The organism is Polyangium sp. 15x6, from assembly GCF_029960785.1.
Taxonomy (GTDB): Bacteria; Myxococcota_A; Polyangia; order Polyangiales; family Polyangiaceae; genus Polyangium.
In genome coordinates, this window is the sequence record NZ_JASBQE010000132.1 from 14714 (window position 1) to 29649 (window position 14936).

10 protein-coding genes are annotated in these 14936 nt (G+C 72.0%); 9 read left to right on the top strand and 1 reads right to left on the bottom strand.

Annotation, left to right across the window (positions count from 1 at the left end; all coding sequences use genetic code 11):
• Positions 1-60: 60 nt before the first annotated feature.
• The 4 genes from ald (at position 61) to QHF83_RS47730 (ending at position 3373) form a co-directional block, all read left to right on the top strand.
• Complete coding sequence (gene ald / locus QHF83_RS47715; protein ID WP_282424814.1) at positions 61-1173, top strand: alanine dehydrogenase; 1113 nt, start codon at positions 61-63, stop codon at positions 1171-1173.
• 128 nt (positions 1174-1301) lie between these two features.
• Positions 1302-2381 (top strand): isocitrate/isopropylmalate family dehydrogenase, encoded by a 1080-nt coding sequence (locus tag QHF83_RS47720; RefSeq protein WP_282424815.1) that lies wholly within the window; start codon positions 1302-1304, stop codon positions 2379-2381.
• Between the two features lie 6 nt (positions 2382-2387).
• Positions 2388-2720 carry an antibiotic biosynthesis monooxygenase gene (locus tag QHF83_RS47725; RefSeq protein WP_282424816.1) on the top strand — a complete coding sequence of 111 codons (333 nt, stop codon included), beginning with the start codon at positions 2388-2390 and terminating at the stop codon, positions 2718-2720.
• Positions 2721-2779: 59 nt separating this feature from the next.
• Positions 2780-3373 carry a Uma2 family endonuclease gene (locus QHF83_RS47730; RefSeq protein ID WP_282424817.1) on the top strand — a complete coding sequence of 198 codons (594 nt, stop codon included), beginning with the start codon at positions 2780-2782 and terminating at the stop codon, positions 3371-3373.
• 4 nt (positions 3374-3377) lie between these two features.
• Here QHF83_RS47730 and QHF83_RS47735 read toward each other — a convergent pair whose 3' ends face one another.
• On the bottom strand, positions 3378-4013 hold the full coding sequence (locus QHF83_RS47735; protein WP_282424818.1) for a Uma2 family endonuclease: 636 nt from the start codon (positions 4011-4013) through the stop codon (positions 3378-3380).
• 185 nt (positions 4014-4198) lie between these two features.
• Between QHF83_RS47735 and QHF83_RS47740 the strand changes: the two genes are divergently transcribed.
• The 5 genes from QHF83_RS47740 to QHF83_RS47760 all read left to right on the top strand — a co-directional run.
• Complete coding sequence (locus tag QHF83_RS47740) at positions 4199-7681, top strand: response regulator (RefSeq protein WP_282424819.1); 3483 nt, start codon at positions 4199-4201, stop codon at positions 7679-7681.
• A 370-nt stretch (positions 7682-8051) separates the two neighbouring features.
• Complete coding sequence (locus QHF83_RS47745; RefSeq protein ID WP_282424820.1) at positions 8052-10334, top strand: sulfatase-like hydrolase/transferase; 2283 nt, start codon at positions 8052-8054, stop codon at positions 10332-10334.
• A 100-nt stretch (positions 10335-10434) separates the two neighbouring features.
• The gene (locus QHF83_RS47750) at positions 10435-13092 is read left to right on the top strand and encodes a TonB-dependent receptor (protein WP_282424821.1); all 2658 of its coding nucleotides are present in this window, start codon (positions 10435-10437) and stop codon (positions 13090-13092) included.
• 14 nt (positions 13093-13106) lie between these two features.
• Positions 13107-13841, top strand: a complete 735-nt coding sequence (locus QHF83_RS47755) for a hypothetical protein (RefSeq protein WP_282424822.1) — start codon at positions 13107-13109, stop codon at positions 13839-13841.
• 393 nt (positions 13842-14234) lie between these two features.
• Positions 14235-14936 (top strand): hemerythrin domain-containing protein (locus tag QHF83_RS47760; RefSeq protein ID WP_282424823.1); only part of this gene is annotated, 702 nt, incomplete at its 3' end.

Below are 14936 nucleotides of genomic sequence, written 5' to 3' on the forward strand. Positions count from 1 at the left end.
GCTATGGTCGCGCGCGCCCATCGCGGCGCCCAAGCGTCGACCAAGTCGGGAGGAAGCATCGTGCTCATCGGAGTTCCGAAGGAGATCAAGACCAGGGAGTATCGCGTCGGGATGACCCCGGCGGGGGTTCGCGCCTTCGTGGGCCGCGGACACAAGGTGCTCGTCCAGCAGGGCGCCGGCGAAGGCAGCGGCATCAAGGACGAGGCCTACGTGCGCGCAGGCGCGACGATGGTGCCGACGGCCGCCGACGCCTGGGGCGCCGAGATGGTCGTGAAGGTGAAGGAGCCGCTCCCCGCCGAGTACGGGTTCTTCCGGAAAGACCTCATCGTCTACACGTACCTGCACCTCGCGGCCGAGCCCGAGCTGACGAAGAAGCTCGCCGACACGGGCGTCGCGGGCGTGGCGTACGAGACGATCGAGCTCGCCGATGGCTCGCTGCCGCTGCTCCGGCCGATGAGCGAGGTCGCCGGCCGCATGTCCGTGCAGGTGGGCGCGGCGTGCTTGCAGAAGGAGCACGGCGGCAAGGGCATCCTGCTCGGCGGCGTGCCCGGCACGCGGCGCGGGCGCGTGGTGATCCTCGGCGGCGGCGTCGTCGGCAAGAACGCCGCGACGATCGCGGTCGGCATGGGCGCGCAGGTGACCGTGCTCGACGTGCGCGGCCAGACGATGGAGTACCTCGAGGACGTGTTCGGCGGCGCGATCGAGACGCTCTACTCGAACGCGGACAACATCGAGGCGTGCGTGTCGCGCGCGGACCTCGTGATCGGCGCGGTGCTCGTGACGGGCGCGAAGGCGCCGAAGCTCGTGACCGAGAAGCTCATCTCCGAGATGGAGAAGGGCAGCGTGGTGGTCGACGTGGCCGTGGATCAGGGCGGCTGCATCGAGACGTGCCGGCCGACGACGCACGACAACCCCACCTACGAGGTGCACGGCGTCGTGCACTACTGCGTGGCGAACATGCCGGGCGCGGTGAGCCACACGAGCACGTGGGCGCTGACGAACACGACGCTGCAGTACGGCCTCGCGATCGCGGACAAGGGCGTGGCGGCGGCGGCGCGCGCGGATCGCGCGGTGCTGCTCGGCGTGAACACGTTCGGCGGCGCGGTGACGTACGGGCCGGTCGCGCAGGCGCACAACCTCGAGTACGTGCCGGTGGAGCGCGCGCTCGGCTGATCGGAAGCCGATCGCATCGCGCGGAAGATCGCGAAGCGATCTTCCCTCGGGGGGGGTGAATGGGCCGGGCTTCGCCTGGACGAGAGGGGGACGCGAGGCGTCCCCCTCGGGACGAGAAAGGGAGAGCCGTGGGATCGCAGCGCAAGAAGATCGCCATCATCGGGGGAGACGGGATCGGGCCGAGCGTCACGCACGAGGCGAAGCTCCTGCTCGAGATCTACCGAGACAAGGCGGGCTTGCCGCTCGATCTCTGGGAGCTCGACCTGGGCGCCGATCGCTACCTGCGCGACGGCGTCACGTTCCCGAAGGAGATCCAGATCGCGGTGCAGCGCGAGTGCGCCGCGGTCCTGCTCGGCGCGCTGGGAGACCCGCGCGTGCCCGGTCTGGAGCACGCGCGGGACATTCTCTTCGGCATGCGCTTCGGCTTCGACCTCTACGCGAACGTGCGGCCCGTGAAGGCGCTGTCCGATCGCCTGGTGCCGCTCAAAGGTCGAGGCGCGAAGGACGTGGACATGGTGGTGTTCCGCGAGAACACCGAAGGCGTTTACGTCGGCATGGGCGGTCAATTCAAGCGCGGCACGCCCGACGAAGTCGCGATCAACGAGGACCTCAACACGCGCAAGGGCGTCGAGCGGATCGTGCGCGCGGCGTTCGAGTTCGCGAAGCGCACGGGCAAAAAGCGCGTGTGCATGGCGGACAAGTCGAACGCGATGCGGCACGCGCACGAGCTTTGGCTGCGCGTGTTCGACGAGGTGCGGCGCGAGTACCCGGAGATCGAGTCGCGCCACCTCTACGTGGACGCGCTCTGCCTGCTCATGATCCAGGACCCGTCGCAGTTCGAGGTGCTCGTGATGAACAACCTCTTCGGCGACATCGTGACCGACCTCGGAGCCGCGCTGCAGGGCGGCCTCGGGATGGCGGCGAGCGCGAACGTGCACGCGTCCGATCCGACACGCGTGGCGATGTTCGAGCCGGTGCACGGCTCGGCGCCGCCGCTCGCGGGCAAGGACATCGCGAACCCGTTCGCGGCGATCCTGACGGTGGGCATGATGCTCACGCACCTCGGATGGCCGGACGAGGAGAGGCGGATCGAGCAGGTGGTGGCGGCGGCGATCGAGGAGAAGGCCTGCACCGTGGACGTGGGCGGGACGCTCGGCACGCGGGCGGCCGCAGCGTGGGTGCGGGAGCGGGTGGCGAAGGAGCTCTAGGGCGAGATGAGCGGTCGCGGGCCGGGGTTCGTGGTGCTGTATCGGTGGAGGCTCCATCCCGGGAGGGAGGAGGCGTTCATCGAGGCGTGGTCGCGGATCACGGCGCATTACCGGGAGAAGGGTTCGTTCGGGTCGCGGTTGCATCGCGGATCGGACGGGCTCTTCTACGGATACGCGCAATGGCCGAGCGACGCGGCGAGGCAGAAGGCGTTCGCGGAGGCGGAGGATCCGGCCGACGCGGAGCAGATGCGGAGCGCGGTGGCAGAGCGGTTTCCGGAGATCCGGCTGGAGTCGGTCGCGGATTATCTGGTGCTGCCGGCAGCGGGTTCGACGGGCTGACGGACGGGCGCGTAGGCGGATCCCTGGGCAGGGGTCCATCGATGCGGTAAGAACGTGCCATGGGGCACCCGGCGGAGAAGCTGCATCCGGCGACGTACGCGGACCTCGAGGCGGTCCCGCCGCATCAGGTCGCCGAGCTGATCCAGGGCACGCTGTACGTGTTCCCCCGGCCTGCGCCGAAGCATGCGTCGGCGCATTCGTCGCTCGGGATGCAGCTTGGCCCCCCGTTCCGGTTCGGCGACGGCGGTCCCGGCGGCTGGTGGATCCTCGACGAACCCGAGCTGCATCTCGGCGGCGACACCCTCGTCCCCGACCTCGCCGGCTGGCGCGTCGAGCGGATGCCCGAGCTACCCGAGACGCCGTACTTCCCGCTCGCGCCCGACTGGGTCTGCGAGGTGGCGAGCCCCTCGACGGCGGCGATCGACCGGGCGAAGAAGATGCCGGTGTACGCCCGCGAGGGCGTGCAGCACCTCTGGATCGTGGACCCGATCGAGCGGCTGCTCGAAGTATTCACCCTCACTCCCGAGGGTTGGCTCCTGCGCGGCGTGCACCACGACGACGCCAAGGTCCGCGCCGTGCCGTTCGATGCGATCGAGCTTGATCTTTCCAAGCTTTGGAACAAGCCCGCGCCGCCGGCGGGCTCGTCGACGTAGCGCCTCAGCTCTCGCCACGCTCCGTGCTGGGGGCGCTCTCCTCGTTGCCCTCGGCCGCAGCGTCGTCGGCCTCTCTCCAGAGGTTCGCGAGATCGAGCTCCAGCCCCTCACACCCGGGCACGGCCACGCGCTCGGTGGAGGCTTGGAGCGCGATCGTGTACCGCCCATCCGCGCCGAGCTCCAGCACCTCGAGGAGCCGCACATCCGGGTCGAGGAGCCAGTACCAGCGCACGCCGAAGCGCGCGTAGTCGCCGAGCTTCTCGACGCGATCCCGACGCACGTCACGCGCTTGCCGGGAGATCACCTCCACGACGAGGAGCGGAGGGACCCGCGAGAGGGAGGCTTGCCAGTCCACCTTCGTGCGAGGCGCGTACACCGTCACGTCGGGCTTGCGGCCGCGGCGCGGGGACACGGCCAGCTTGTGCGAGGAGCCGAGCACGCGTCCGCTGCGAGGAGCGGCCCAGTTCCCGAGGATACGGATCAACCAGCCCACGATGAGCTCGTGCAGATTCGTCGGCACCTCTTCCTCCACCAGCGCGCCGTCGACGAGCTCGCCCGGCTCGTCCTCGTCCATGTCGGCCCACTGCTCGAGCGTCATCGGTTCCGGCCGAAGCACCTCTGCCATCGCGATCGCCACCATGCGACGCAGCATACCTCGGCGCGTGAGATACGGCTCCACAAACCCTATGTCGCCAGGAGGGGGCTTGCGGTTGCGGAAAATCGACCGCGGATCGCGACCGAGCCCCCCGCATGCGTCGCCACAAATTGGAGCTGCCGCGCCGACCCGTGATACGGCCCGAACCGATGGGCGCGCAAGCTACCGCGTTGGACCGAAATGAACCCGGCCGTCCCGAGGCCATGGGCGTCATCACGCTCGAGGGCATCGCACCGCCCGTCGCGCCGGAGCGGCGTGCCGAGGCGCCCAAGGACCCTCGGCCGGCGTCGTCTCCCGAGCGTCTCGGCGGCGTCCGGGCCGATTTCGTGGCCACCCTCGGCCGTCGAGTCGTCGAGCTCCGCACCGCCGTCACCAAGCTCGCCGAAGAGCCAGCGTCCCCCGCGCGCCGTGATGATCTGCGCCGCCGCGTGCACGCCCTCGCCGCCGCGGCGAGGCTCCTCCGCTTCAACAAGCTCGCCGAGGAGCTGAAGAGCGGCGAAGCGCTCGTCGATCGCGTCGCCGAGCGCGGCAAGCTCACGGACGACGAATTGAAAACGCTGCGAAGCTTGCTCGATCGCCTGCCCGAGCTCGCGTGGGGCGAGGCCTCGCTGGGCGTGCCCGAGCGGGAAGCCGCGCCGAGGTCGGCGAGCAGCGGCCCGCGCACGTTGCCCTCGGCCGAACGAGCCGCCGAAAAGCCCGCGAGCGCGGCCGCGCAGGGCATCCCGCAGACCGTGCTGTTCGTCGGCCCCGAGAAGCTCGCCGAGGCCCTCGCGAAGGATCACGCCGAGGGGGCTCCCTCGTTCTTCGAGGTCGAGCGCACCGACGACCTCGTCGCCGCGCCCGATCTCGCGCGCGCGCTCGCGCCCGACGTCATCGTCATCGACGCGGACAGGCACGGCGCGCGGGAGCTCATCGCCTCGCTGCTCGCCGATCCTCTCATCGAAGGGGTCCCGCTCATTTTGCTCGGCCGCTTCTCCCGGCCCGACGACGCCGCGCTGTATGCGGCGCTCGGCGTCACGCGGACCTTGCCGAAGCCCGTCTCGCCCGAGGCCCTGCGCAAAGCCTGCGCCGAGGTGATCGCGGCCCAGGTGCGTCGCGACATCGCCCGCGCGCCGATCGGCGAGGTCACGCTGGACGATCTCGGCGCGCGCCTCGCCGAAGAGCTGCGTCGAGGCCTCTGCGACGCGGCCGACGCGCGCGCTCGCGGCACGCGGATCGAGCTCGGTGAGGGCAGCCAGGTGCTCGCCGCGCTCTGGGGTGCGGTCGCGCGGATCCGGGACCTCGTCACGATCGAGTCGCAAGGCAAGGTGCGGTTCGCGCCGAGCGGGCCGGAAGGGGCGCTCCCGTTTGCGCCGTGGCTCGGTGGACCCGAGCAGGCAGGCCAGGCGACGCGCGTGCGGGCGCTCGGGGAAGCCCGCGGCGCGCGCGTGCCCTCGCTCGATCGGCTCCGCGTGGTCGTGGCCGATGATGACGCCGCCGTCACCTGGTTCCTCGCCGGCGTCCTCCGTGCCGCCGGGGCCACGGTGTACGAGGCCCACGACGGCGAACGCGCATTCGAGCTTGCGTGCGAAGCCTCGCCCGACCTCGTGGTCAGCGACATCGTCATGCCGGGCCTCGACGGCTTCGCCCTTTGCCGCGCGCTCAAGCGTGACTTCGCGCTCCGCGACGTCCCCGTCGTGCTCCTCTCCTGGAAAGAGGACCTCCTCCAGCGCGTGCGCGAGCTCGGCGCCGGCGCCGACGGCTACCTCCGCAAGGAGGCGAGCGCCGCGGCGATCGTCCAGCGCCTCCGCGAGATCCTGCGGCCGCGCCTGCGCGTCGCCGAGCGCCTCGCGCAAGGCGGCGAGGTCCGCGGCCGCCTCGATGGCCTCACGCCTCGCACGTTGCTCGCGCTCGCGTGCGCTCATCGACCCGCCTCCACGCTCACCGTGCGCGACGCCCTTTACCTCTACGAAGTCGAGATCCGCGACGGCCGCCCCGTGCGGGCCACGCGCACCACGGCCGACGGATCCTTCGAGCGTGGCCCGGGCGTGCTCGCGCGCCTCCTCGGCCTCGGCGCGGGCCGCTTCGTCGTCGCGCCCGTCGACGAGGACGTCGCGCGCCTCTCGGGAGCGCGCCCCGACCTCGAAGGCTCGCTCGCCGAACAGCTCGTCGCGCCGATCGCCTCGGCTCGCGCCGCGCAACGCCTCCTCTCGGGCGCCTCGCTCATGACCGTCGAGCGCGTCGAGATCGACCTCGACCTCCTCGGCCCCGCCGAGCACGCGACCCCCGAGCCCTTGCGCTCGCTCCTGCGCTCGATCGCGGCCGGCGCCTCGCCCCGCGCGCTCGTCGCCGGCGGCAAGGCTGCTGCGCACCTCGTCGAGGACGTCCTCTGCGACGCGGCCGCGCACGGCGCGATCACCGCCGTCGTCGGCGAGTCCGGCGCGGATCTGCTCACGCCCGCCGTGCATCGCGAGTCCGAGCGCCTCCGCGGCGTGCGCCGTCCGCCGCCTCCGGCGCTCATCCCCGCGCTCGCCGACATCCTGCCCGAGCCTGCGCCGAGCACGCCCGAGCCGATCTCCGCGATCATCGATCGCTCGGCCACGCCCGCCCCGGTCCTCGTCCGCGAGGAGCCCTCGCTGGCCCCGTCGATCCTGACGCTCCAGCCGGACGAGGTCCTGTCGGTCGAGGTCGGATCGGTCCTCGACTTCGCGCACATGCCTGCCGAGGAGCGGACGCTCGACGTGCGACGGCCGGTCGTGGACGTGAAGCAACCGTCGCCCACGCCGGGCCCGGTGGCTCCGCGGAAGGCGATCGAGCGCCTGTCCATCCCTGTGCTCACGCCTGCGCCGGTGGCCGTCGCCGTGCCTGCGCCCATGCCCGCGCCCGTCCCTGTGCCTGCGCCCATGCCCGCGCCGGTGGCCGTCGCCGCCGCGCCCGCGCCTGCTATCGCGCCCGCGCCCGCCCCGCGTGCCTCCGCGGCGCGGCCGATCCCGACCTCCCTCGGCACCCTCGTCCCTCCGCCGGTCGAGGATCTCCCGCCGCCCCCGCGTGCCTCCTTGCCCTCGGCACACGCGCCTGCTGCTCGCACGCTCGATCCCGACGTCGAGAGTCGCCCGAGCCGCTTCCGCCGCAACGAAAAGGTCAGCCGCGACTCGGCGCCGCCTTCGCGCCGCGAGGGCAGCTCGCGCACCCGCGTCAGCGCCTGGATCCTCTTCGCCGTCGCCGGCACCGTCTTCGCCGTCGGCAGCCGCCTCGCGCACCAGCGCGTCGCCCCGGCGCCCGCGCCCGCCGCGCTGCCCGCCCCGACCGTCACGGCCGACCCGCCTGCGCCTGCGCCCGAGCCCGCGCCCACCGCGGCCGCCACGACGCCCCACGACCGTCGCGAGGGCGACTCCGCCGACTTCCCGGTCATGCCCCAGGACCTCCCCCTCCGCGCCGAGGACAAGGTCCCCGCGGGGCAGGGCCTGCTCGAAGTGATCGTCGGGCCCAGTGATTCGATTTATGTCGACGGCCAGCTCGTCGGAACCGGGCCCATCGTCCAGGCGAAGCTCGCGCCCAAGAAGGACCCGTACGAGATCCGCGTCCGCCTCCGCGGCGAGGAGCGCGTCCGGTTCGCCCTCGTCAAGGAAGGGCGTCTTACGCGCCTGCGCATCGCGCCGCCCTGGTCGCGTTGATCGGTGACGCTCCGCTTCCAGCACGACAACTCGCGAAGCCGCTCCGTAACTTACGATTCGCCTTCGCGGGGGTCGCGAAGCTCTTCCGTTCCCGTTTTGGTGACGTCGCGGCGGTCGCGACGGACTTCCGTTCCCGTTTTGGCGACGTCGCGGCGGTCGGGAAGGATTTCCGTTCCCGTTTTGGCGCCGTCGCGGCGGTCGCGACGCCCGCTTCCATCCCCGCGGCGGCCTCGCGGCGGTCGGGAACGCGTCTTTGCGACGACGTGACGCCCTCGCGACCCTCGCGCGCGCTTCTTTTGGTGACCTTTCTCATACATCCTCCCCCACAAGTCAGCTTGACGCGCTTCTGCATCGCGCCACCCTGGTCGCGTTGACGCCTTCCGCCCCGCTCGTCCTCTCGTCCCTCCTCGCCCTCGCCCTCGGCGCGAGCGCTTGCAGCTCCAGCAAGCGCCAGGAGCAGGGGACCCCTGCGCCCACCACCAGCGCCGCCGCCCCTCAGCCGCCGGCGCCCGCCCGCGTCGTCGCCGACCTCGTCGACCAGCTCCCCGGCTGCGACCTCGAACATCGCGGCCTGCTCCTCGACACCGGCACCGACGCCATGGTCGGCCGCTTCGCCTGGACCGGCACCGCCCCGCGGGGCGTCGAGCCCATCGAGCACGACGCCTCCACCTGGATGCGCGTCTCGAACCGCACCCTGCGCGTCACCTTCGTCCTGCCCGAGGCGAGCCCCATCTTCGTCGCCGCCCGCTCCATGGGACTCGGCGCCCGCGCCGCCACCGTCTCCCTCGACGACCAGCCCCTCGGCACCCTCAACTTCCAGCGCGACCAGATCCGCATCGCCACCACCGGGGCCACCTCGCTCCCCGTCGATCCCGGCGTCCACACCCTCACCTTCCGCTTCATGGGCCGCGCCAAGTCCGGCGATCCCCTCGTCGACCTCGACTGGATCCGCGTCGGCGTCCCCGACGAGAGCACCGCCACCTACGGCCCGCCCACCCTGCGTGACGTCCTGCTCCGCGAGGCCGCCCTCTCCGCCGTCCCGCACCGCTCGATCGCCCTCCGCGGCCCCGGCGCCGTCCGCTGCACCCTCCGCCTCCCGCCGGGGGCTCGCCTCCGCACCTCCGTCGGCGTCCTCGGACCCGGTGAGGCCGACGCCCGCGTCCGCCTCGTTCGCGACGGCCAGAAGCCCGTCGACCTCCTCACCCAGCACGTCACCGGCGGCGACAAAGCCACCTGGACCGACCTCGACCTCCCCCTCGACCCCCAGGGCGGCCCCCTCGCCACCCTCGAGCTCCGCGCCGAGGGCACCTCCCAGGGCGCACGCGTCCTCTTCGGCGATCCGGTCATCGTCTTGCCGGCCGCGCCTCCGCCGGCCACCGCCAAGACCCGCGCCGTCGTCGTCGTCGTCATGAACGGCCTCGACCGCGACAGCCTCCCGCCCTGGCATGCCGGCCCCACGCCGCACCTCACGACCCTCTCCGAGCTCGCCCTCACGGCGACCACCTTCCATCGCCACCGCGCCCCGACCACCTTCCCGGGCAGCGTCGTCGGCTCCCTGCTCACGGCCATGCCCCCGCGCGCCCATACCCTCACCGATTTCGGCGCGCGCATGCCGGCCTCGAACACCACGCTCGGCGCCGTCGCCCACGACGCCAGCATTCGCGCGGCCATGTTCACCGGCGTCCCCGCCACCTTCAAACGGTTCGGCTTCGGCGAGGGCTGGGAGCATTTCGTCGAATATCCCCCCTACGGCAACGACGCGGCCACCGCGCCCCTCGACGCCGCCGCCGCCTGGCTCACCGACGTCCTGCGCCAATCGCCCGAGGCGCGCCTGCTCCTCGTCGTCCACGCCCGCGGCGGACATCCGCCCTGGGACGTCTCGCCGAAGGAGCAAGCGCAGCTCCCGCCGACGCCCTACACCGGCATCATCGAGCCGCGCCGCGGAGCGCAGCAGCTCGCGACCTTTCGGAAAAAGAAGGACAGGAAGGACGCCCTCTCCGCGCAGGACCAGGAGCGCGTCCGCGCCCTCGAAGGCGCCGCCATGTCCGCGCAGGACCGCGCCCTCGGCGGCCTCGTCGCCGCCTTGAAGACCGCCGGCCTCTGGGAGAGCACGGTCTTCGTCGTCACGGGCGACGTCGCCGCCGGCGCCTCCTCGCTCTACGCCGAGGGCGAGGACCTCGCCGAGCCCCGCCTCACCCTGCCGCTCTACGTGCGCTTCCCGGACGCCCGTTATGGCGGCGCCCACGTCAACCTGCCCACCGAGATCTGGGACGTCAGCCAGACGGCCCTCTCCGCGCTCGGCATCGCCTTCTCGCGCCCTGGCCTCGGCCGCGACCTCTCCGCCGTCGCCTCGGGCCTCGAGGACTCCTCGTTCGAGCCGCAGATCGCCACGCTCGACGACCGCTTCTCCGCCCGCTGGGGCGAGCTCATCATGACGGGCCGCTACGACGCCGTCCCGTTCCTCTGCGACCTCGAGCTCGACCCCACGTGCGCCTTCAACCGTCGGGAGACCCTCCCGCTCGCGGCGCAGGCGCTGTTCCGGCGGATCAAGGCGCGCGACCAGGCGACCCGGTCGGACCTGCAGAAGCGAGAGCCCGCGACGATCGACCCGGACACGGCGGCGGCGCTGCGGGTGTGGGGGACGATCGAGTGAGATCTGCCGCGAGGCGTGATTTTCGCGTTCCGCTCCCCGCCCGCCGCGTGTAAAGCACCGTCTCCGAAGGGGCCCGACGGAGGATCGGTTGAGGAGCGTTTTGTCTCGATGGTCGCACGCCATCGCCCTAGCTGCGGGCCTCCTCGCCACGCGCCCCGCGTTCGCCCAGCCGAAAGCGGACCCCAAGGCGCCGTCGGGCCAGGCCAACGTCACCCTTCCGACGGTCGTCGAGCACGTCGACGCCGTCTATCCCCCGGACAAGCTCGCGCAGGGCATCGACACCACCGTCGAGGTCCTCGTCACCGTCGAGCGCAACGGCACCGTCGGCGACGCCCAGATCGCGGTCTCCGGTGGCGAAGCCTTCGACGCCGCGGCCCTCGCCGCCGTCCGGCGCTGGCGCTTCAGCCCGGCCACCCGCGACGGCGTCCCCATCCGCGCGCGCATTCGTGTGCCCTTCCATTTCGCGCCCGAGCCGCATCCGCCCGTCCCCGTCCCGCCGGGCGCGCCGACCGACACCTCGCCCACGGACGCCGGCGCCGCGCCGCCGCCGGGCCCGCCCGCGGACAAGCCGCCGCCCGCGGACAAGCCGCCCCCGGACAAACACACGCATTCCCACGGCGAACAGCCTGCCGAGCTCGACTCCGGCCTCGCGTTGCCGCACTCCGTCGCCGAGCCGGGCAAGCCCATCGAGATTCACGTCCAGGGCCGGCCGAATCCTCCGCGCCGCGGCGCCTCCGACTTCCGCCTCGGCCGCGCCGTCCTCGACAGCGCCCCGCGCCCCACCACCGCCGACCTCCTCAAATCCGCGCCTGGCTTTCACGTCATGCGCCCCGAGGGCGACGCCGTCGCCCAGCGCGTCTATCTCCGCGGCTTCGACGCCGATCATGGCCAGGACATCCAGTTCACCGTCGGCGGCACGATTCCCATCAATCAACCCTCCCACATTCACGGGCAGGGCTATGCCGACCTCAATGTCCTGATCCCCGAGACCGTGCGCAGCGTGCGCGTCCTCGAGGGCGTCTACGATCCGCACCAGGGTGATTTCGCCGTCGCGGGCAGCGTCGATTTCGACCTCGGCGTCGAGGAGCGCGGCGTCCATGCCACCGCCTCGTACGGCTCCTTCAATACGAAGCGCCTCGTCGCCATCTTCGCGCCCGCCGGTCAGTCCGAAGAGACCTTCGGCGCGGCCGTCGTGCGCACCACGGACGGCTTCGGCGACGGCGTGCGCGGGAGCATCTCGGGAGGTTTTACCGGACAGTACCGATTCGAGCTCCCCGGCGACCTCTCCGCCCTCGTCCACCTCTCCGCGTATGGGGCCCGCTCCAGCGTCGCGGGTGTTCTCCGCCGCGACGACATCGACCGCCGGATCATCGATTTCTACGACGCCTACCCCGACACCTCCGCCCGCTCGCAATCCGCCGCCGCCACCCGCACGCAGGCGAGTGTTTCCCTCCAGCGCACCGGCGACGACAACTCCGAGGCCACCTTCGGCCTCTGGGGCGCGTATGCCACCTACCGCAGCCGGCTCAATTTCACCGGCTACACCCAGCGCTCGCGCCTGAGGCCCACCTGGGCCGGCCGCGGCGACCTCATCGAGCAATCGAACGACGACGGCGGCTTCGGCGCCCGCGCTTCCTATCGCACCCGCCGGTACGAGGCGGCTTCCTGGCTCAAGGCCCAGCTCACCCTCGGCGCCGACGCCGAGGCCCATTCCATCGAGCAGGCGCAAAACCTCCTCGAAGCCCCGCAAAACGAGACCTGGGACCGCCGCGTCGACGCCACCGTCCGCTCCCTCCGCATCGGCGCCTTCGCCGACGCCCTGTTCACCTTCTCCCGCTGGGCGCGCCTGCGCGGCGGCCTCCGCGCCGACCTCATCTCCTTCGACATCGACGATCGCCTCGGCAACCAGATCCCCGCCTTCCGCGAAGAGACCCATTTCGTCGGGTATCGCCGCACCGCCACGGGTATTGCCTGGGGCCCGCGCGCCACGCTCGAGGTCGACCCCTTGCCCTCCTTGCGCCTCTTCGCCGCCTATGGCCGCGGGTATCGCTCCCCGCAGGCCCGGCAGCTCGAAGAGGGCGAGCAGGCGCCCTTCGCCACGGTCCACAGCTACGAGGCGGGCGCGCGTTTCCAATACGAACGCGCTCGCCTCTCGGCCACCCTCGTCGCCTACGAGACCCGCCTCTCCTACGACCTCGCCTTCGACGCCGAGGAAGGCCGGCTCGAGCGGATCGGCCCGACCACCCGCCGCGGCCTCGTCGCCTACCTCCAGGCAAACCCCCTGACCGGCTTCAATGCCTCGATCAGCGCCACGTTCGTCCGGGCCACCCTCGATTCTCCGCCGCCGCCGACCCCGGAGAACCCCACGCCGCCCTATGTCGAGGGGCAATCGCTCCCCTTCGTTCCGCCCGTCGTCGTGCGGACCGACGTCTCCTATCGAAAAACCATCGCCACGTTCCTCGGCAAACCCCTCGTCGCCCGCGCCGGGTATGGCGCGACCTTCCTCTCGCCGCGCCCGCTGCCGTATGCCCAGGAGGCGCGCACGGTCTTCGTCGTCGACGCTTCGCTCGGCTTGCGCCGCGATTTCGTGGAGCTCGGCGTCGATGCCACGAACCTGCTCAACGCGCGGTACGCGGACACCGAGTATGTCTTCGTCTCCGACTGGCGGACGAGCGACATCCCCTCGTATCTGCCCGCGCGCCACATTTCCGCCGGATCGCCGCTCACGATCCTCGGCAATTTGACCTTCCACCTCTGAGCCGGAGAGCCGTCATGCGATGTCTTCTGCGCTCGTTCGTGCCGTTTGTCCTCGTCCTCGCCGGCTGCGGCAACGGCACCGGACAGCCCGACGTTTCGTTCCCGGCGGTCTTCGTCTCTCCCGCGACGAAAGAATTCGTCGTGGACGATGTCGATGTCACCCTGGACGAGGCGCGCGTGGCCTTCGGGCCGGCTTATTTTTGCGCCAGCGCGTCGGGCTCGGCCACCCTTTGCAAGGCGGCGGTCGGGGAGATCCGGCGCGTCACGGCGATCGACGCCCTCGGGGAAGGGGAGACGCCGCTCGGCACGTACGCGGGGTTCGCGGGGGACGTGCGCAGCGCCTCGTACGATTACGGGATTCACTGGTTCTTGCCGGAGCAGGAGGCCCAGGCTGCGCCCGAGGCGCCGGGCGGGCATTCGGCGCGCGTGCGGGGCGTGGCGCGCCGCGCCGGCACGTCCGTCCGGTTCGAGGCCGACATCGACGTGGCCCCGCTCTTTCAGGGCCAGCGCGCCGTGCCGACCACCAAGGTCGAGGGAACGGTCACCGAGGCGACCTCGCGGCTCGAGCTCCGGTTCGACGTCGCATCCTGGTTTTCCGCCGTGGATTTTGGCGCGGCGCTCGACGCCGGCGCCGATCCGTTCGTCATCGGGCCGGGTGCGCGTGACCACGACGCGGTCGTGATCCGCATGGTTTCGACCCACCCCCCGTCGTTCGCCTTCGTGGAGGGCGAGGCGCCGGCCGCGCCCTAGCCGTCTGCTCCTTTGTTGCCCGCGCGCGCGGCGCGTGTGCGCCTCGGGTGCGCACCTCCGTGCCACCCGCCTCGATCGACTGCGCCGGCCGCGCGCGGTCACGGCTCTGCGGATCGCGGCTGCCGGCGCGCGGGACGAGCGGGGTACGAGCCTCCGCGGTGCGCGGCGCGCGCGCGGCTCCGCTTCGGCTCGTTGCCTCGTTTTGCTCGTGCTTTCGCTCGGGTCGCGGCCTTCCGTCGGGGCGCTGGGGGTCTTTCGCCGTCCGTCCCTCGCATTTCTCCGGGCCCTCGGGGGCTTTGGCATGCCACGCGCAAGGAGCCGCGAGCACGAACGAAGGGGGCGGCGCCTCGGCGAGGCGCGGCACGCCGAGAAGAACGGATTGAGGAGCTCGACATGAAGGCGACCGACCTACTCAAGCAACATCACCGCGAAGTCGAAGAGTTGTTCCGCGAGATCGAGGGTGCCGAGGACGAGGACGAGCGTGCCTCGCTGCGCGAGGAGCTCGCCAACGCGCTCGCGGCGCACACGGCGATCGAGGAGGAGATCTTCTATCCGGCGGCGATGGAGGCGCTCGGCCCGAGCGGTCGCATCCGCGAGGCCTTCGAGGAGCACGCGGTCGCGGACTTCGCGCTCTACCGGCTGATGTCGGTCAGCGTGGGCGACGAGACGTTCTCGGCCAAGCTCGGCGCGCTCAAGGACATCGTGATGAACCACGTCGAGGAGGAGGAGAGCGAGCTGCTGCCCCAGGCGGAGGGCGAGATGGAGCGCGAGCAGCTCGAGCAGCTCGGCGATCGTCTCCAGTCGCGGTTCTCGGAGCGCATGGCGGAGGGGCACCGCCCGATCCTGGAGCGAAGCCTGGGCATCGCGGCGCGGCAGGTGGCCACGCAGGCGCCCGGGGCGAAGAAGGCGGCGGCTCCGCGCAAGCGCGTGCCGGCGAAGCGCCAGGCGATGCCAAAGCGGGCGGCGGGCGCGGCCCAGCGTGGGGCGGCCCAGCGTGGCGCGGCGAAGCGTGGCGCGGCGAAGCGTGGCGCGGCCAAGGCGGCGCCGGCCAAGCGTGGCGCGGCGGTGGCGCAGAAGCGGAACGGCGGGGCCGTG